Source organism: Pseudomonas moraviensis, assembly GCF_900105805.1.
GTDB lineage: Bacteria > Pseudomonadota > Gammaproteobacteria > Pseudomonadales > Pseudomonadaceae > Aquipseudomonas > Aquipseudomonas moraviensis_A.
On sequence record NZ_LT629788.1, the window covers coordinates 1033932 to 1053434 of the forward strand.

The 19503-nt window shown below is 59.1% G+C and carries 16 protein-coding genes; 3 read left to right on the forward strand and 13 right to left on the reverse strand.

Going from position 1 to position 19503, the window contains the following annotated elements; translation table 11 throughout:
• Positions 1 to 2: 2 nt before the first annotated feature.
• From nuoC to BLU71_RS05020, 12 genes are all read right to left on the reverse strand, one after another.
• Positions 3 to 1787: an NADH-quinone oxidoreductase subunit C/D gene (gene nuoC, locus BLU71_RS04965; protein WP_042609213.1), complete on the reverse strand. Its 1785-nt coding sequence runs from the start codon at positions 1785 to 1787 to the stop codon at positions 3 to 5.
• Between the two features lie 69 nt (positions 1788 to 1856).
• A complete protein-coding gene (locus tag BLU71_RS04970; protein ID WP_016775278.1) occupies positions 1857 to 2531 on the reverse strand; it encodes a NuoB/complex I 20 kDa subunit family protein in 675 nt (224 codons plus the stop codon).
• A 10-nt stretch (positions 2532 to 2541) separates the two neighbouring features.
• Entirely contained in the window at positions 2542 to 2955 is a 414-nt protein-coding gene (locus BLU71_RS04975; RefSeq protein ID WP_003223812.1) for an NADH-quinone oxidoreductase subunit A, read from the reverse strand.
• Between the two features lie 639 nt (positions 2956 to 3594).
• The gene (aceA, locus tag BLU71_RS04980; protein WP_003223815.1) at positions 3595 to 4920 is read right to left on the reverse strand and encodes an isocitrate lyase; all 1326 of its coding nucleotides are present in this window, start codon (positions 4918 to 4920) and stop codon (positions 3595 to 3597) included.
• Between the two features lie 474 nt (positions 4921 to 5394).
• On the reverse strand, positions 5395 to 6156 hold the full coding sequence (locus BLU71_RS04985) for a secretin N-terminal domain-containing protein (RefSeq protein WP_042609214.1): 762 nt from the start codon (positions 6154 to 6156) through the stop codon (positions 5395 to 5397).
• A 248-nt stretch (positions 6157 to 6404) separates the two neighbouring features.
• Positions 6405 to 6830, reverse strand: a complete 426-nt coding sequence (locus BLU71_RS04990; protein WP_016775275.1) for a GNAT family N-acetyltransferase — start codon at positions 6828 to 6830, stop codon at positions 6405 to 6407.
• Positions 6823 to 7992, reverse strand: coding sequence for a cupin domain-containing protein (locus tag BLU71_RS04995; RefSeq protein WP_016775274.1), 1170 nt, complete (start codon positions 7990 to 7992; stop codon positions 6823 to 6825). Before BLU71_RS04995 ends, BLU71_RS04990 begins: the two co-directional genes overlap by 8 nt.
• 86 nt (positions 7993 to 8078) lie before the next feature.
• Positions 8079 to 9449, reverse strand: a complete 1371-nt coding sequence (gene purB / locus BLU71_RS05000; protein ID WP_083352447.1) for an adenylosuccinate lyase — start codon at positions 9447 to 9449, stop codon at positions 8079 to 8081.
• Between the two features lie 126 nt (positions 9450 to 9575).
• Entirely contained in the window at positions 9576 to 10199 is a 624-nt protein-coding gene (gene hflD / locus BLU71_RS05005) for a high frequency lysogenization protein HflD (protein WP_039763308.1), read from the reverse strand.
• A complete protein-coding gene (gene mnmA, locus BLU71_RS05010; protein WP_083352448.1) occupies positions 10196 to 11320 on the reverse strand; it encodes a tRNA 2-thiouridine(34) synthase MnmA in 1125 nt (374 codons plus the stop codon). The genes hflD and mnmA overlap by 4 nt, the downstream gene beginning before the upstream one ends.
• 59 nt (positions 11321 to 11379) lie before the next feature.
• The gene (locus tag BLU71_RS05015; RefSeq protein ID WP_083352449.1) at positions 11380 to 11826 is read right to left on the reverse strand and encodes an NUDIX hydrolase; all 447 of its coding nucleotides are present in this window, start codon (positions 11824 to 11826) and stop codon (positions 11380 to 11382) included.
• A 197-nt stretch (positions 11827 to 12023) separates the two neighbouring features.
• Positions 12024 to 14249, reverse strand: coding sequence for an NADP-dependent isocitrate dehydrogenase (locus BLU71_RS05020; RefSeq protein ID WP_083352450.1), 2226 nt, complete (start codon positions 14247 to 14249; stop codon positions 12024 to 12026).
• A gap of 481 nt (positions 14250 to 14730) precedes the next feature.
• Here BLU71_RS05020 and icd point away from each other — a divergent pair, with 481 nt between their 5' ends.
• Complete coding sequence (icd, locus tag BLU71_RS05025) at positions 14731 to 15987, forward strand: NADP-dependent isocitrate dehydrogenase (RefSeq protein WP_056788899.1); 1257 nt, start codon at positions 14731 to 14733, stop codon at positions 15985 to 15987.
• An 83-nt stretch (positions 15988 to 16070) separates the two neighbouring features.
• Here icd and BLU71_RS27865 read toward each other — a convergent pair whose 3' ends face one another.
• Positions 16071 to 16382, reverse strand: a complete 312-nt coding sequence (locus BLU71_RS27865; protein WP_065616027.1) for a cold shock domain-containing protein — start codon at positions 16380 to 16382, stop codon at positions 16071 to 16073.
• A 224-nt stretch (positions 16383 to 16606) separates the two neighbouring features.
• Between BLU71_RS27865 and clpS the strand changes: the two genes are divergently transcribed.
• Both clpS and clpA read left to right on the forward strand, forming a co-directional pair.
• Entirely contained in the window at positions 16607 to 16990 is a 384-nt protein-coding gene (gene clpS / locus BLU71_RS05035; protein WP_011334948.1) for an ATP-dependent Clp protease adapter ClpS, read from the forward strand.
• A gap of 30 nt (positions 16991 to 17020) precedes the next feature.
• The gene (clpA, locus tag BLU71_RS05040) at positions 17021 to 19291 is read left to right on the forward strand and encodes an ATP-dependent Clp protease ATP-binding subunit ClpA (protein WP_016775266.1); all 2271 of its coding nucleotides are present in this window, start codon (positions 17021 to 17023) and stop codon (positions 19289 to 19291) included.
• The last annotated feature ends 212 nt before the right edge of the window (positions 19292 to 19503 follow it).

Sequence of the window (19503 nt, forward strand, 5' to 3'; positions counted from 1 at the left end):
GCTTAGCGGTCCACGTCGGCCATAACGAAGTCGATACTACCCAGGTACGCAATCAAGTCCGCGACCATGCTGCCTTTGATCACCGAAGGGATCTGCTGCAGGTGCGGGAAGCTCGGAGTACGGATCCGGGTACGGTAGCTCATGGTGCCGCCGTCGCTCGTCAGGTAATAACTGTTGATGCCCTTGGTCGCTTCGATCATCTGGAAGGATTCGTTGGCCGGCATGACCGGGCCCCACGAAACCTGCAGGAAGTGCGTGATCAGGGTTTCGATGTGCTGCAGCGTGCGCTCTTTCGGTGGCGGCGTGGTCAGCGGGTGATCCGCCTTGTACGGGCCTTCGGGCATGTTGCGCATGCATTGATCGATGATCTTGATGCTCTGGCGCATCTCTTCGACGCGAACCATGCAGCGGTCGTAGGCATCGCCGTTGACGGCCAGCGGCACTTCGAATTCGAAGTTCTCGTAGCCCGAATACGGACGCGCCTTGCGCAGGTCGAAATCGCAACCGGTCGAACGCAGGCCGGCACCGGTGACGCCCCATTCCAGGGCCTCTTTGGTGTTGTAGGCAGCGACGCCGACGGTACGGCCCTTGAGGATGCTGTTCTGCAGGGCGGCCTTGGTGTATTCGTCCAGGCGCTTGGGCATCCACTCGACGAAGTCCTTGACCAGTTTTTCCCAGCCGCGCGGCAGGTCGTGGGCGACACCACCGATGCGGTACCAGGCCGGATGCAGACGGAAACCGGTGATCGCCTCGATCACCGTGTACGCCTTCTGGCGGTCGGTGAAGGTGAAGAACACCGGCGTCATGGCGCCGACGTCCTGGATGTAGGTGCCAAGGAACAGCAGGTGACTGGTGATACGGAAGAACTCGGCCATCATGATGCGGATGACGTCGACCTTCTGCGGCACCTTGATGCCGGCGAGTTTCTCGACCGAGAGCACGTACGGCAGGTTGTTCATCACGCCGCCGAGGTAGTCGATGCGGTCGGTGTACGGAATGTAGCTGTGCCAGGACTGACGTTCGCCCATCTTCTCGGCGCCACGATGGTGGTAACCGATGTCCGGGACGCAATCGACGATCTCTTCGCCGTCCAGCTGCAGAATGATGCGGAACGCACCGTGCGCGGAAGGGTGGTTCGGGCCGAGGTTGAGGAACATGTAGTCCTCGTTGGCCCCGGAACGCTTCATGCCCCAGTCTTCGGGACGGAAACGCGCGGCTTCCTCTTCAAGCTGCTGCTTGGCGAGGTTGAGGCTGTACGGATCGAATTCGGTGGCGCGCGCCGGGAAGTCCTTGCGCAGCGGGTGACCTTCCCAGGTCGGCGGCATCATGATGCGCGACAGGTGCGGGTGGCCTTTGAAGTCGATGCCGAACATGTCCCAGACTTCGCGCTCGTACCAGTTGGCGTTCGGCCAGATGCTGGTGACGGAAGGCATGCTGAGGTCGCCTTCGGACAAGGCCACCTTGATCATCACGTCACTATTACGCTCCAGCGACATGAGGTGATAGAACACGGTGAAATCGGCGCCGGTCGGCAGCCCTTGACGTTTGGTGCGCAGACGCTCGTCCACGCCGTGCAGGTCATAGAGCATGACGTACGGCTTGGGCAGGTTGCGCAGGAAAGTCAGGACTTCAACCAGTCTGGCGCGGGCCACCCACAGCACCGGCATGCCGGTGCGGGTTGCCTGCGCGGTGAACGCTTCGGCGCCAAAACGGTTGTTCAGTTCGACGACCACATCCTGGTCGTCTGCCTTGTAAGGCGGGATGTACAGAGCACTGCCTGTAGTCATGGTTATTTTTTCGCTTTCGGTCAACGTAAAGAATGAAGCCAGCTTCTCGTTACTTGGAACAGAACTGGATCAGACTTCGTCAGGGCTGCGCAGATTGGTGACTGCGATTCGCTGTTCGCGGCGCTGTTCCTTCTGCGATGGCATGTCGGCGCGATACACGCCTTGATCACCAACGACCCAGGAAAGCGGACGACGCTCCTGTCCAATCGATTCCTGCAACAGCATCAAGCCTTGCAGAAATGCTTCCGGACGGGGCGGGCAGCCAGGTACGTAGACGTCCACGGGCAGGAACTTGTCTACGCCTTGAACCACGGAGTAGATGTCGTACATGCCGCCGGAGTTGGCGCACGAACCCATGGAGATGACCCATTTCGGTTCGAGCATTTGCTCGTAGAGACGCTGGATGATCGGCGCCATCTTGATGAAGCAGGTACCGGCGATAACCATGAAGTCGGCCTGACGCGGCGAGGCCCGGATCACTTCGGCGCCAAAGCGCGCGATGTCGTGGGGCGCCGTGAAGGCGGTGGTCATTTCCACGTAGCAGCACGACAGGCCGAAGTTGTACGGCCACAGGGAGTTCTTACGTCCCCAGTTGACCGCGCCACTCAGCACGTCTTCCAGCTTGCCCATGAAAATGTTTTTGTGGACTTGATCTTCTAACGGATCGGCAACGGTTTCCCGCTGGCCAATCGGATACTGCTCGTTAGGAGCATCGGGGTCGATCCTGGTGAGATTGTATTGCATTGCCAAAGCCTCATTGTTTCAGCTTCGCCTGCCGCTTGCGACGAGCTTCCGGAGCCCAGTCAAGGGCGCCCACTCGGAACAGGTAGACAAGACCTGCCAACAGAATTGCTATGAAAACGAGAGCTTCGACGAATCCGGTCCAGCCGCTTTCGCGGACGGACACAGACCATGCAAAGAGAAAGAGGGCTTCGATATCGAAGATCACGAAGAGCATCGCGACCAGATAGAATTTGGCTGAGAGCCGCAAGCGGGCGCCACCGGTAGGTAGCATGCCCGACTCGAACGGTTCGTTTTTGCTGCGACCCCAGGCTTTTGACCCGAGGAGGCTGGAGACGCCAAGCATGAAGGCACACAGGCCGACGACACCCAGAAGGAAAATGGCAAAGCCCCAGTTGTGGGCCATGAGTCCTGTCGCTTCGGGCATGCTGGTAATCCTTAACAGAGAGCAAAGGTCTCTGAGCTTGATAAAGAAATAAGGCAGTGACGATATGTCGCAGCAATCAATCGGGCTGATTTTATGGCTAAACACCCGGCAAGTAAAATTCCAAAGGCGAAATTATTTACCGGATTAAGGACATGGCGCTTGCTCACAGCCCTGCGGCCCATGCGTTGCGGGCATTAGCCGGGTTTCCATCAATTATGTTTTGTAGGGTTTGTAACGAACATAGTTGCTGCTGAATGATAATTGATATCGTTTGCAGTGGTTTTGTAACTGTTTAACGAGTGAGTGGTTGGGAAGTTGTCTTACTTGCGCGTTACTGCAAGTAGCGAAGCCTACGGTTTTAGCGGAAATTTCTGACGCTTGTACCGCTTCAGATCAATGTTTCACGCCCACGCCACAGATCCACTGTAGGAGTGAGCCTGCTCGCGATGGCGGTCTGTCAGCCAGCACATGAGTTAACTGATAAACCGCTATCGCGAGCAGGCTCACTCCTACAGGGATTTGTGGTGTTCATCAAAACTCAGGCAAAAAAACGCCCCGATCCAGTCGGGGCGTCAATCTTGCGGCTCTGCGGTTAGCTTTTGTTCGATCCGCAAAGGCCGTTTGCTCAGCGAAGCGCTATCAGTGGAACTGTTCTTCTTCGGTCGAACCGGTCAGCGCGGTCACCGAGGACGAGCCGCCCTGGATCACGGTGGTCATGTCGTCGAAGTAGCCGGTGCCCACTTCCTGCTGGTGCGCCACAAAGGTGTAGCCTTTGGCGGCGTCAGCGAATTCCTGCTCTTGCAGCTTCACGTAGGCCGTCATGTCGTTGCGGGCGTAGTCGTGCGCCAGGTTGAACATGCTGTGCCACATGTTGTGAATGCCGGCCAGGGTGATGAACTGGTGCTTGTAGCCCATGGCGGACAGTTCGCGCTGGAATTTGGCGATGGTGGCGTCGTCCAGGTTCTTCTTCCAGTTGAAGGAAGGCGAGCAGTTGTACGACAGCAACTGATCCGGGTACTCCTTCTTGATCGCTTCAGCGAAGCGACGGGCTTCTTCCAGATCCGGCTTGGCGGTTTCGCACCAGATCAGGTCGGCGTACGGCGCGTAAGCCAGGCCACGGGCGATCGCTTGATCCAGACCGGCACGTACCTTGTAGAAACCTTCCTGAGTACGCTCGCCGGTCACGAAAGGCTGATCGTACGGATCGCAGTCGGAGGTCAGCAGGTCAGCCGCGTTGGCGTCGGTGCGGGCCAGAATGATGGTCGGCGTACCGGCAACGTCAGCGGCCAGACGGGCAGCGGTCAGCTTCTGTACGGCTTCCTGGGTTGGCACCAGAACCTTGCCGCCCATGTGCCCGCATTTCTTCACCGAAGCCAGTTGGTCTTCGAAGTGAACGCCGGCGGCGCCTGCTTCGATCATGCTCTTCATCAGTTCGTAAGCGTTGAGTACGCCGCCGAAACCGGCTTCAGCGTCCGCCACGATTGGCGCGAAGTAGTCGATGTAGCCTTCATCGCCCGGGTTCTTGCCGGCTTTCCACTGGATCTGGTCGGCACGACGGAACGAGTTGTTGATGCGCTTGACCACGGTTGGCACCGAGTCAACCGGGTACAGCGATTGGTCCGGGTACATCGATTCGGCGGAGTTGTTGTCCGCAGCCACCTGCCAGCCGGACAAGTAGATCGCCTGGATACCGGCTTTAACCTGCTGAACAGCCTGGCCGCCGGTCAGGGCGCCCATGCAGTTGACGAAATCTTTCTCTGGACGGAAGGACGGCTTGGCACCTTGGGTCACCAGGTTCCACAGCTTCTCGGCGCCCATCTTCGCGAAGGTGTGCTCAGGCTGAACCGAGCCACGCAGACGGACCACGTCAGCAGCGGAGTAAGTGCGAGTCACGCCTTTCCAGCGCGGGTTCTCGGCCCAGTCTTTTTCGAGGGCTGCAATTTGCTGTTCGCGTGTCAGTGCCATGGAGATAAACCTCGTCGCGTCTTTTATGAAAAGTTGTTCTGCGGTGGAAAATTCCTGCGCTCGCTGACCAGAAGCTTGGTGGTCAAGTCGGATTCGGCGGGGTAGGCGACGGGATGAACGATGGGCTCGAGGGGAAGTGAGCAGGTAGTGGCGGACTGCGGGGCGCATGCGGGCGTCGTGGGCCTTCATACGGACAACAGCGTGAAGCCGGGTTACCTAAATACGCTTCCGTCCCTCGGGACAACTTCGTTCCAGTCGGCAACCTCGTCAAACACACCTTGTGGGCGGTACAGACACGAAACGGTTCGCGGGGTAGGTGCGAACGGCGCTTCGAAGGCCCTTGCCAGGGCCTCTGATTAGCGGGAGCGAGGCCATCATGCCCTCGCTTTTTCGCGTCGTCAAACGTTTTGTAGTGCTTTTTTTAAAGCACTACATCTTTAGTCTGATACGACTAATCAGTCAGTTTTCGGTGCTTTAGTCCAGTGCGTCGACTTTGACCCGCAGGGTCATGTCATCGCGACCTTGAGTCGAGTAGCTGCGGGTCAGGCCCTGTTTGTCGGCCTGAGTCTGGCTGTTGACGCCGGCGAGGGTGATCCACTCACCGAGGCGTCCGGTGACGGTTGTGTCGGTACTCTGAACGTTCACTACATCGGGACGTTCCTGGCTCATGCGGTCACGGTTGGTACTGATCGCCAGATGAACGGTCTCGCCGGTGACGCTGGCGGTGACGTAGAAACCCTGGGTGACGTTGCGGTATTGAGTCTCGCTGCTGTAACCGCCGTAGGAATCGCTCTGGGTGTTGGTGATCGGCACACTCTGGCCGACCTGGATCAGCGCCGGAGTGCCTTCACTGGTCTGCACTTGCTGGACGCCGCCGTTGCGGCTGGTGGTGCTTCGACTGATGATCCGGGTCTGGTTCGGCTGGGCGCCGTTGACTGAATAACCTTCGTCGCCACGGCCATTGTTTTCGTTGGTGTCGACGGTGATCAGCAAGCGCTTGGGCGCGGTGTCGAGTTGTGCAAGCAAATCCTTCAGTTCTTGAATCTTGCCCGGCTCGGCCTTGACGATCAGTTGGTTGCCGTAAGCGCTGACCTGACCGTCCTGACCGATGAAGTCCTGCGCCACCGGCAGCATGTCGGCGCTTGTGTGGTATTTGAGAGGGACGATTTCTGTGGCTGCCAGCACCGAAAAACTGCAGCCGAGCAGCAGGGTGGTGAGCAGGGTGCGTAGGGACATGTCCGTTATCTCCGCGTTCGAAAGGCTTGATATTGCCAGTTTGTCGGCCCGGGGTGGGGCAAGTTGAATCGTAGTTAGCAAAACGCCCCGGCATCGTTGAATGCCGGGGCGTCAGGAGATGATGTTGTGGCGAGGGAGCTTGCTCCCGCTGGGGCGCGAAGCGGCCTTGCTGTTGAAATCCAAAGCAGGGTCTGCTGCGCAGCCCGGCGGGAGCAAGCTCCCTCGCCACAGGGTTTGATCAGTGCTGCTCAGGCCGAATGCCGAACCATGTCGACATGCGGTATCCCGGCCTCGAGAAACTCCTCGCTGACCAGGCTGAAGCCCAGGCGTTCATAGAACGCCGTGGCCTGCACCTGAGCGCTGAGCTTTTGTTGCTTCAGGCCGCGCGCTTCGGCCTCGGCGATGACCGCCTGCATCAGCGCGTCACCGACCTTCATCCCGCGCCAGTCTTTCAGCACCGAGACGCGGCCGATGTGCCCGTCAGGCAGCAAGCGGGCCGTACCGATGGGGAAGTCGCCTTCAAATGCCAGAAAATGCACAGCGGTCGCGTCATCCGCGTCCCACTCAAGCTCGGGCGGTACCGATTGTTCGGCGATGAACACCGTTTCACGAATGCGCCGGATCTCGGCGATATCCTTCTGCCAGTCTGCGACACGAACGCGAATTTTATTCATCAGCGAACCCCAGGCTCCCTTGCTTGACCAGTTCGCAGAGCAGGCTGCGACCGTCTTCATCGCTCAGCCACTCGCCGAGGTTATCGGCGTGCAGGGCGTCAGCGGCGCAGATCAGCTTCAGCAGCTCGCGCAGCTTGCCCGGCAGGTAACGGCTCTGGCCGCTGGCGAACAGCAGCAGATCGTCGTCGACTTCCGACCAGGCCAGGCGCGCGCTCGGGTTGCGGATCAGCACGGCGCCGTCCTGCAGAGCGGCGAGGAAGTCTTCTTCTTCGACGTCCTCCGGGCCAACCACCAGTTCCGGGTAGCGCGGCTCAGTCATGTACTGGCCGAACCAGGTCAGCAGCAGACGCTCGTCGCTCATGTGCTCGGCAAGCAGGCTTTTCAGGCGATCCAGCGCATCATGTTGAATCTGGTGCGGATCGACCGCCGGCTTGGCGTCGGCATCGGTGTAGCGCTCTTCGTCGGTCAGGAACTGGCTGAGGAAGTCGGTGAAGTGGGTCAGCACTTCAGCGGCGCTTGGGGCGCGGAAGCCGACCGAGTAGGTCATGCAGTTGTCGACTGCGACACCGCAATGGGCCAGTCGTGGTGGCAGGTAGAGCATGTCCCCCGGCTCCAGCACCCACTCTTCGGTCTCGTGGAATTCGGCGAGGATGCGCAGGTCGGCGTGTTGCAGCAGCGGGCTCTCGGAATCGCACATCTGGCCGATTTTCCAGTTGCGCTTGCCGTGGCCCTGCAGCAGGAATACGTCGTAGTTGTCGAAGTGCGGACCGACGCTGCCACCCGGGGCGGCAAAGCTGATCATCACATCGTCGACGCGCCAGCTCGGCAGGAAGCGAAAGTTCTCGAGCAGCTCGCTGACTTCCGGCACGAATTGGTCGACTGCTTGCACCAGCAGGGTCCACTCTTTTTCCGGCAGTTTGCTGAATTCGTCTTCAGCGAACGGGCCGCGGCGCAGTTCCCATGGGCGCTCGCCATGTTCGATCACCAGGCGCGATTCGACTTCTTCTTCCAGGGCCAGACCGGCCAGTTCGTCGGCGTCGATCGGGCTTTCGAAGTCAGGAATCGCCTGACGGATCAGCAGCGGTTTTTTCTGCCAGTAGTCACGCAGGAACTCGCGTGCAGTGAGGCCGCCCAGAAGTTGAAGAGGAATATCGGAATTCATATGTAACCTATTGAAAAAAAGCACTTTTCAGACGGGAATAAAAACGCCCGGCGCGGCCGGGCGTCTCAAACGGGGCAAACGGTCGATCAGATGCGTTTGGCTTGTGCCACTGCGTTGCCGATGTAGTTGGCCGGGGTCAGTTGCTTGAGCTCGGCTTTGGCTTCGGCTGGCATGTCCAGGCCATCGATGAAAGTCTGCAGCGCTTCAGGGCTGATGCCCTTGCCGCGGGTCAGTTCTTTCAGCTTTTCGTACGGGTTTTCGATGTTGTAGCGACGCATCACGGTCTGGATCGGCTCGGCCAATACTTCCCAGCAAGCGTCGAGATCAGCAGCAATCTTCTGCTCGTTGAGCTCCAGCTTGCTGATGCCTTTGAGGCTGGCTTCGTAAGCGATCACGCTGTGGGCGAAGCCGACACCGAGGTTGCGCAGGACGGTGGAGTCGGTCAGGTCGCGCTGCCAGCGGGAGATCGGCAGTTTGCTCGCCAGATGCTGGAACAGTGCGTTGGCGATACCCAGGTTGCCTTCGGAGTTTTCGAAGTCGATCGGGTTGACCTTGTGCGGCATGGTCGACGAACCGATTTCGCCAGCGATGGTGCGCTGCTTGAAATAACCCAGGGAGATGTAGCCCCAGATGTCACGGTCGAAGTCGATCAGGATGGTATTGAAGCGCGCGATCGCGTCGAACAGCTCGGCGATGTAGTCGTGCGGTTCGATCTGTGTGGTGTACGGGTTGAAGCCCAGGCCCAGTTCGTCTTCGATGAAGGCGCGGGCGTTGGCTTCCCAGTCGATCTGCGGGTAGGCCGAAAGGTGTGCGTTGTAGTTGCCGACGGCGCCGTTGATCTTCCCCAGCAGCGGCACGGCAGCGACCTGCGCGATCTGCCGATCGAGACGGTAAACCACGTTGGCCAGTTCTTTGCCCAGAGTGGTCGGCGAAGCGGGCTGGCCGTGGGTGCGCGACAGCATCGGCACGTCGGCGAAACGGATCGCCAGTTCGCGGATGGCGTTGGCGGTCTGGCGCATCAGCGGCAGCATCACGTCGTCACGGCCTTCGCGCAGCATCAGCGCGTGGGACAGGTTGTTGATGTCTTCGCTGGTGCAGGCAAAGTGGATGAACTCGCTGACCTTGGCCAGCTCCGGCAGCTTGGCCGCCTGCTCCTTGAGCAGATATTCGATCGCTTTGACGTCGTGGTTGGTGGTGCGCTCGATCTCTTTGACGCGCTCGGCGTGCTCCAGCGAGAAGTTTTCCGCCAGTTCGTTGAGAACGGCGTTGGCCTCGGCGGAGAAGGCCGGCACTTCAGGAATGCCAGCGTGGGCGGCCAGGCGCTGGAGCCAGCGCACTTCAACCAGAACGCGGGCACGGATCAGGCCGTACTCGCTGAAAATCGGGCGCAGGGCCTGGGTTTTGCCGGCGTAGCGGCCGTCAACAGGGGAAACCGCAGTGAGCGAAGAGAGCTGCATGGGGTGTTCTCGGACAGTCGGGCAACGAAATGGGGCGCGTATCATACATGAAAAAATCCGCCGGTCCGTCGCCAACTGACCGGCGTATTACGCGTTACAGACTACAAAGCCTTCATGACGCGGCGTTTATTCGCTGCGCATCAACGGATAAAGCTCTTTGAGCAACTTGCGGCGGCTGATCACCAACTGCCAGCGATGACCGCCGAGCTGTCGCCACAGGCGCGCCGAGCGGATACCGGCGAGGAGCAGGGCGCGGATCTTCGAGGCATTGCTCGGCTGCTGCAGGTTGCGCATGTCGCCGTGCACCTGAATGCGCTGGCGCAGGGTACTCAACGTGTCCTGATACAACGCACCGCAAGCGGCGACGACGTTTTCATGAGCCGGGCCAAAATGCTCGACCTGCGACTGAATCTGCGGCAGGCGCTTGGCGATCGTCTCGAGCATGTCGTCACGCTTGGCCAGTTGTCGCTCCAGCCCGAGCATCGACAGGGCGTAGCGCAGCGGCTCGCGCTGCAAGGTGCTCGGATCGCGCTCCAAAGCGCCGATCAGCGCGCGGTAACCCTCGCGCAGATTGATGTCATCGCCACCGTACACGTCCAGCGTGTCTTTCGGATCCCGCACCAACAGGCTGCCGAGCATGCAGCTCAGGCCGGCCTCGTTGGTCTGGCCGGTCTTGGCGATACGGTCCACCAGCACGGCGGCGAGAAACACGCCGCCCAGTGCCGTCAGTTGCTCCTGAGTCGGGCTCATGCCTGGCCGCTCCACGGCTCGGCCACTTCGATCACGCCGCCGCCGAGGCAGATCTCACCGTCATAGAACACCACCGATTGGCCCGGCGTCACCGCGCGTTGCGGCTCGTCGAACACGGCGCGATAGCCGTCCGCGGTTTTTTCCAGGGTGCAGGCCTGATCGCTCTGGCGATAACGCACTTTCGCCGTCAGGCGCAGCGGCTGGCTCAGGTCGATCGGGTTGACCCAATAGATTTCCGAAGCGAGCAGGGCGCTGGAGAACAACCACGGATGGTTGTTGCCCTGACCGACGATCAGCTCGTTGGTCTCCAGGTCCTTGCGCAGCACGTACCACGGCTCGTCGCCGGCATCTTTCAAGCCGCCGATGCCCAGACCCTGACGCTGGCCGATGGTGTGGTACATCAAGCCGTGATGACGGCCGATGACATCGCCTTCGGTGGTCTTGATCTCGCCCGGTTGCGCCGGCAGGTATTGCTTGAGGAAATCGCTGAAGCGCCGCTCGCCGATGAAGCAGATCCCGGTGGAGTCCTTCTTCTTGGCGGTGGCCAGTTCGTATTTCTCGGCAATCGCGCGGACTTCAGGCTTTTCCAGTTCGCCGACCGGGAACAGGGTCTTGGCAATCTGTTCGCCGCCAACGGCGTGCAGGAAGTAGCTCTGATCCTTGTTCGGATCGAGCCCCTTGAGCAGCTCGGTGCGACCGTCGATGTCGCGGCGGCGCACGTAGTGGCCGGTGGCGATCAGGTCGGCGCCGAGCATCATTGCGTAGTCGAGGAACGCTTTGAACTTGATCTCGCGGTTACACAGGATGTCCGGGTTCGGCGTGCGCCCGGCCTTGTATTCGGCGAGGAAGTGCTCGAACACGTTGTCCCAGTACTCGGCAGCGAAGTTGGCGGTGTGCAACTTGATGCCGATCTTGTCGCAGACAGCCTGCGCATCCGCCAGGTCGTCCATGGCGGTGCAGTATTCCGTTCCGTCGTCTTCTTCCCAGTTCTTCATGAACAGGCCTTCCACTTCATAACCCTGCTCGATCAGCAGAAGGGCGGAAACGGAAGAGTCCACGCCGCCGGACATGCCGACAATGACGCGCTTCTTGGATGTGTCAGAAGGGGCTGGATCACGCATAGGGATTCAATGAGTGTCTTGGAAAAGGGCGCGATTCTATCAGGCTCGCGGCCGCAAGGCTAAAGAGAAGGGCGGATCAGCTCGAGGCTGAAGTGATGGCCGGCCAGATAATCGTCGATGCAGCGGATGATCAGCTCGCTGCGCCAGTTATCGCGCTGGGCGATTAATTCCTCGCGGGTCAGCCACTTGGCGCCGATGATCCCGTCGTCAAGCTGGTAATCCGGGTGGTGCTGCACGGCTTTGGCGCTGAAGCAGACACGCTGGTAAGTCACGCCGTTGCTCGGTGCGGTGTACAGATAAATGCCGATCACCCCGGTGGGGTCGACGTCCCAGCCGGTTTCTTCGAGGGTTTCGCGAATGGCCGCGTCGATCAGGGTTTCATCCGGATCGAGATGGCCGGCGGGCTGGTTGAGCACGTTACGGCCGCCTTTGTGTTCTTCGACCATCAGAAAGCGGCCATTGTCCTCGACGATGGTGGCGACGGTGATGTGGGGGAGCCATTCCATAAGTCATCCTCAATCTATTGGTTGAAACCCAATCACCTGTAGGAGTGAGCCTGCTCGCGATAGCGTCGGGTCAGTCACCATCAATGTTGAATGGTATACCGCTATCGCGAGCAGGCTCACTCCTACAGGGGATTTGTGTTGTGTTCGGAAACACAAACCCCGGCACAAGGCCGGGGTCTGTTTACCGCATTACAACCTTAAACCAGCGCAGCGATCGCTTTGTTGAAGGTTTCGCTTGGGCGCATGGCCTTGCTGATCAGCTCGGCGTCGGCGTGGTAGTAACCGCCGATGTCGACTGGCTTGCCCTGAACGGCGTTGAGCTCGGCAACGATGGTCGCTTCGTTCTCGGTCAGCGTCTTGGCCAGAGTCGCGAACTGCGCTTGCAGTGCAGCGTCTTCAGTCTGGGCGGCCAGGGCCTGAGCCCAGTACATCGCCAGGTAGAAGTGGCTGCCGCGGTTGTCGATGTTGCCGACTTTGCGCGATGGCGACTTGTTGTTGTCGAGGAACTGGCCAGTGGCCTGGTCCAGAGTTTTCGACAGCACCAGCGCTTTCGGGTTGTTGTAGTTCACGCCCAGATGCTCGAGGGAAGCGGCGAGGGCGAGGAACTCACCCAGCGAATCCCAGCGCAGGAAGTTTTCTTCAACCAGTTGCTGCACGTGCTTCGGAGCCGAGCCGCCGGCGCCGGTTTCGAACAGGCCACCGCCGTTCATCAGCGGCACGATCGACAGCATCTTGGCGCTGGTGCCCAGTTCCATGATCGGGAACAGGTCGGTCAGGTAGTCGCGCAGTACGTTGCCGGTCACCGAAATGGTGTCCTTGCCTTCGCGGGTGCGCTGCAGGGTGTACTTCATCGCATCGACCGGGGCCATGATCTGGATGTCCAGACCGCTGGTGTCGTGATCCTTCAGATAAGCCTGAACCTTCTCGATCACCACGCCATCGTGAGCGCGCATCGGGTCGAGCCAGAAGATCGCCGGCGTGCTGCTCGCGCGAGCACGGTTGACGGCCAGTTTGACCCAGTCCTGGATCGGCGCGTCTTTGGTCTGGCACATGCGGAAGATGTCGCCGGCTTCGACAGCCTGCTCCATCAGCAGCTTGCCTTTGCTGTCGGTGACGCGAACGACGCCGTCAGCCTTGATCTGGAAGGTCTTGTCGTGGGAGCCGTACTCTTCGGCTTTCTTCGCCATCAGGCCAACGTTTGGCACGCTGCCCATAGTGGTCGGATCGAAAGCGCCATTGGCTTTGCAGTCTTCGATCACGGCCTGGTAGATGGTCGCGTAGCAGCGATCCGGGATAACTGCCTTGGTGTCGTGCAGCTGACCATCGGTGCCCCACATCTTGCCGGAGTCACGGATCATCGCCGGCATCGAGGCGTCGACGATGACGTCGCTCGGCACGTGCAGGTTGGTGATGCCTTTGTCGGAGTTGACCATCGCCAGCGATGGACGAACGGCGTAGACCGCGGCGATATCCGCTTCGATCTGCGCTTGCTGCTCGGCCGGCAGGGCCTTGATGCGCGCGTACAGATCGCCGATGCCGTTGTTCAGGTTGAAGCCGATCTGGTTCAGCACGTCAGCGTGCTTGGTCAGTGCGTCTTTATAGAACTCGGCAACGATCTGGCCGAACATGATCGGGTCGGAAACCTTCATCATGGTTGCTTTCAAGTGCACCGAGAGCAGTACGCCCTGAGCCTTGGCGCTTTCGATCTCGGCAGCGATGAACGCGCGCAGAGCGTTTTTGCTCATCACGGCGCAATCGAGGATCTCGCCAGCCTGAACGGTGGTTTTTTCTTTCAGAACGATAGCGCTACCGTCCTTGGCGACCAGCTCGATCTTCACTGCGTCAGCGGCGTCGATCAGGACAGCTTTTTCGCTGCCGTAGAAATCGCCGGTGCTCATGTGAGCGACGTGAGACTTGGAGTCCTTGGCCCAGGCGCCCATTTTGTGCGGGTGCTTGCGCGCGTAGTTCTTCACCGACAGCGGAGCGCGGCGGTCGGAGTTGCCTTCACGCAGAACCGGGTTCACGGCGCTGCCCTTGACCTTGTCGTAGCGCGCCTTGGCGTCTTTGTCGGCGTCGCTGGTCACGGTTTCCGGGTAATCCGGCAGGTTGTAGCCCTGTGCCTGCAATTCTTTGATCGCGGCTTGCAGCTGTGGCACCGATGCACTGATGTTCGGCAGCTTGATGATGTTGGCTTCAGGCGTAACGGCCAGGTCGCCCAGTTCGGCGAGGTGGTCGGCTACGGCTTTGTCGCCCAGTTGCTCGGGGAAGCTGGCCAGGATGCGCGCTGCAAGAGAGATATCGCGGGTTTCCACGGCGATATCGGCCGAGGCGGTGTAAGCCTCGATGATCGGCAGCAGGGAATAGGTGGCGAGGGCAGGAGCTTCGTCGGTGAAGGTATAGATGATCTTCGAGCGGGTGGGCATATTCGGATTAACTCTCTCTTCTTTGCTAAAGCGTGCGCAGAAACTCGAGGGGCGCCGGGTAAGCGCGTTCGTTCAAAGTCATCCATGAACCGAATGTCGAGATTCTTCGCGGTGATGTTGGGTGCATCAGTAGAGCGTCAAGCAGTCAGGCTGCGGTAACAACCCGACCAATCAGGCGGAAAGTCTCGTGCTAGAGAGGCCAGCCGTCGTGACCCTGTGGTCAGCGGGCGGCATTATACATAGGTAGCTGGCAATCTGCCGATGGTTCATATGCAACGATTCTCGTCCATTGGTCTAAAGGTCGCAGGGCGGCACCGGGCAAAGACTCGTTACGAATGCTGGAGTTTGGCGCTTTTCCCTTTGCTTTCAGGCTTGTACGAAACGAGATGTGCGGGGTGGCGGAACATAGGGTTTGCGTGTTGATTCAACTGGGTTACGCTCGAAGCAAGCCAGATGTTCAATCCAAACAATGGAGTTCAGCATGGGTTACAAGAAGATTCAGGTTCCAGCCGTCGGCGACAAAATCACCGTCAATGCAGACCATTCTCTCAATGTTCCTGATAACCCGATCATCCCCTTCATCGAAGGTGACGGTATTGGTGTCGACATCAGTCCGGTGATGATCAAGGTTGTCGATGCTGCTGTTGAAAAGGCCTATGGCGGCAAGCGCAAGATTTCCTGGATGGAAGTCTACGCTGGCGAAAAAGCCACCCAGGTTTACGATCAGGACACCTGGCTGCCGCAGGAAACCCTCGACGCCGTGAAGGATTACGTAGTCTCCATCAAAGGCCCGCTGACCACCCCGGTCGGTGGCGGCATCCGCTCGCTGAACGTGGCCCTGCGTCAGCAACTCGACCTGTACGTCTGCCTGCGCCCGGTGCGCTGGTTCGAAGGCGTGCCAAGCCCGGTGAAAAAGCCCGGCGATGTCGACATGACCATCTTCCGCGAGAACTCCGAAGACATTTATGCCGGCATCGAGTGGAAGGCCGGTTCGCCGGAAGCCACCAAGGTAATCAAATTCCTTAAAGAAGAAATGGGCGTCACCAAGATCCGTTTCGACGAAAACTGCGGCATCGGCGTCAAGCCTGTATCCCGCGAAGGCACCAGGCGCCTGGCGCGCAAGGCCCTGCAATACGTGGTCGACAATGACCGCGACTCGCTGACCATCGTGCACAAAGGCAACATCATGAAGTTCACCGAAGGTGCCTTCAAGGAATGGGCCTACGAGGTGGCGGCCGAAGAGTTCGGCGCGACCCTGCTCGATGGCGGCCCGTGGATGCAGTTCAAGAACCCGAAAACCGGCAAGAACGTTGTGGTCAAGGACGCCATCGCCGACGCCATGCTCCAGCAGATCCTGCTGCGCCCGGCCGAGTACGATGTGATTGCCACTCTCAACCTCAACGGTGATTACCTGTCAGATGCCCTGGCGGCGGAAGTGGGCGGTATCGGCATCGCGCCGGGCGCCAACCTGTCCGACACCGTGGCGATGTTCGAAGCGACCCACGGTACCGCGCCGAAATATGCCGGCAAGGATCAGGTCAACCCGGGCTCGCTGATTCTCTCGGCCGAGATGATGTTGCGTCACATGGGCTGGACTGAAGCGGCGGACCTGATCATCAAGGGCACCAACGGTGCGATCGGCGCGAAGACTGTTACTTATGATTTCGAGCGTTTGATGGATGGGGCCAAGCTGGTTTCGTCTTCGGGGTTCGGGGATGCGTTGATTTCGCATATGTAAAAGTTACAGGCACATGAAAACCGCCTGACTCGATGGGTTGAGTCAGGCGGTTTTTTTTCTCAGCGTATTCAGGCAGGAATCAGTCAGCTCATCGCCTTGGCAGTTGCGGCAGCGGCGGCGGCAGCTGCGCCGACAGCGGCACTTTCAGAAGCGGTGGATGGTTCGGTGATTACGGACTCAATGGCTACCGCATGCAGTCCCTTCGGACCTTGCACGATCTCGAATTTCACCGTCTGGCCCGCTTTCAGCGTCTTGTACCCGTCCATCAGGATGGCCGAGTAGTGGGCGAAGAAATCAATGTCCTTGCCATCCTCATCGCGGCCTTCCCGGGAGTCGGTATTGATAAAGCCGAATCCCTTGGCATTGTTGAACCATTTCACCTTGCCGACAGCCATGCTCAAATCCCTCTGCAACAGACTCCATCGCTGGAGTATCATCCACGACATCCGCAATCGAATTCGATAAAAGAATTGACTCCGCGGATCTTTTTTACCCACTGTGGGCTCTATTGGTTGTAACACCGTTTTCCCGATAGTCAAGGTGACCGGGCAGTCGTAGTTGAAAACGTGTGCAACCGCCCCCACCACTGTATTCGCACAACTGACGAACCTTTTTTTCCATGCATGCAATCAGCCAGATTCGACTAACATTCAATCAGGATCGCCCGCTTCTCCAAAAGGATCTTCCACAGGAGCACGACGACGATTCGGCAGGCGTTGCTGTTCAGGAAGCAAAGCCCGCGTTACAGGCGCCGCCGATGTACAAGGTGGTTTTGTTCAACGATGACTACACACCGATGGATTTCGTCGTCGAAGTGCTCGAGGTGTTTTTTAACCTGAATCGCGAGCTGGCGACCAAGGTCATGCTGGCCGTCCATACAGAAGGCCGGGCAGTATGTGGAGTGTTTACCCGCGACATCGCCGAGACAAAGGCCATGCAGGTCAACCAGTACGCCAGGGAAAGCCAGCATCCGCTACTCTGTGAAATCGAGAAGGACGGTTAATCGCCGACCACTTGGGTATGAGGTGAAGCTATGTTAAACCGCGAGCTCGAAGTCACCCTCAATCTAGCCTTCAAGGAGGCTCGTTCGAAGCGTCATGAGTTCATGACCGTCGAACATCTCCTGCTGGCCCTATTGGATAATGAGGCTGCCGCCACCGTTTTGCGTGCCTGCGGCGCAAACCTCGACAAACTCAAGCATGATCTGCAGGAGTTCATCGACTCCACCACGCCATTGATCCCCGTGCATGACGAGGATCGTGAGACCCAGCCAACCCTGGGCTTCCAGCGTGTCCTGCAGCGTGCTGTTTTTCACGTACAGAGCTCGGGCAAACGCGAAGTGACCGGCGCCAACGTGCTGGTCGCCATCTTCAGTGAGCAAGAGAGTCAGGCAGTGTTCCTGCTGAAACAGCAGAGCGTTGCGCGCATCGATGTCGTCAACTACATCGCCCACGGCATTTCCAAAGTACCGGGGCACGGCGATCACTCTGAAGGTGAACAAGATATGCAGGACGACGAGGGCGGTGAGTCTTCTTCTTCAGGCAATCCTCTGGATGCTTATGCCAGCAACCTCAACGAACTCGCGCGCCAGGGTCGCATCGATCCGTTGGTCGGCCGCGAATCGGAAGTCGAGCGTGTCGCGCAGATTCTCGCGCGCCGGCGCAAGAACAACCCGCTGCTGGTCGGCGAAGCAGGCGTGGGTAAAACCGCGATTGCCGAAGGTCTGGCCAAGCGCATCGTCGACAACCAGGTGCCGGATCTGCTGGCCAATGCGGTTGTTTATTCCCTCGATCTTGGCGCTCTGCTCGCGGGCACCAAGTATCGCGGTGATTTCGAGAAGCGCTTCAAGGCGCTGCTCAATGAGCTGAAGAAACGTCCGCAGGCGATCCTGTTCATCGACGAGATTCACACCATCATTGGTGCGGGTGCTGCCTCCGGTGGCGTGATGGATGCGTCCAACCTGCTCAAGCCGCTGCTGTCGTCTGGCGACATTCGCTGCATCGGTTCGACTACGTTCCAGGAATTTCGCGGCATCTTCGAGAAGGACCGTGCCTTGGCGCGTCGTTTCCAGAAGGTCGATGTCGTCGAGCCGTCGGTGGAAGACACCATCGGTATCCTGCGTGGCCTGAAAGGGCGTTTCGAGCAGCATCACAACATCGAGTACAGCGACGAGTCGTTGCGTGCCGCTGCCGAACTGGCGTCGCGCTACATCAATGACCGGCACATGCCGGACAAGGCCATCGACGTGATCGACGAGGCGGGCGCCTATCAGCGTCTGCAACCAGTGGAGATGCGCGTCAAGCGAATCGAAGTGCCACAGGTCGAAGACATCGTTGCGAAGATCGCGCGGATTCCGCCTAAGCACGTCACCAGTTCCGACAAGGAGCTGCTGCGTAATCTGGAGCGTGACCTGAAGCTGACGGTGTTTGGTCAGGACGCGGCGATCGACTCGCTGTCGACCGCGATCAAGCTGTCCCGCGCCGGGCTCAAGTCGCCTGACAAGCCAGTCGGTTCGTTCCTGTTCGCAGGACCTACCGGTGTCGGTAAAACCGAGGCTGCGCGGCAACTGGCCAAAGCGTTGGGGATCGAACTGGTTCGCTTCGACATGTCCGAGTACATGGAGCGTCACACCGTATCGCGTCTGATCGGTGCACCTCCAGGCTATGTCGGATTCGATCAGGGCGGTCTGTTGACCGAGGCGATTACCAAGCAGCCGCACTGCGTATTGCTGCTCGATGAAATCGAGAAGGCGCATCCGGAAGTCTTCAATCTGCTGTTGCAGGTCATGGACCACGGCACGCTGACCGATAACAACGGGCGCAAGGCGGACTTCCGCAACGTGATCGTAATCATGACCACCAACGCCGGTGCCGAAACGGCCGCGCGGGCTTCGATCGGTTTCACCCATCAGGATCACTCGTCCGATGCGATGGAAGTGATCAAGAAGAGCTTTACGCCGGAATTCCGTAACCGTCTGGACACCATTATCCAGTTTGGTCGCCTCAGCCATGAGGTCATCAAAAGCGTGGTGGACAAGTTCCTCACCGAACTGCAGGCGCAGCTGGAAGACAAGCGCGTGTTGCTCGAGGTTACCGATGCGGCGCGCAGCTGGCTGGCGGCCGGTGGTTACGATTCGGCAATGGGCGCACGTCCGATGGCGCGTCTGATTCAGGACAAGATCAAGCGTCCGTTGGCGGAGGAGATTCTGTTTGGCGAACTGGCCGAGCATGGCGGTGTGGTGCACATCGACATCAAGGACGGGGAGTTGACGTTTGACTTCGAGACTACTGCGGAAATGGCCTGACGGTCGTGTATCAAGAGGGCGCCTTCGGGCGCCTTTTTGCTGTTTGTCGTTTGGGGGTTTTGGGTGAATATCCGTTGCTGCGGTTACGGCTGCTTAGGGTTTCGCCCTGACGGCGACTCACATTTTTTACAAACGCCTAAAAAAGTAAGCAAAAAAACGCTTGCTCCTGCGTTAGGCCCTCGCAGGCTCGGGTTCCTTCGCTGCGGGATCGA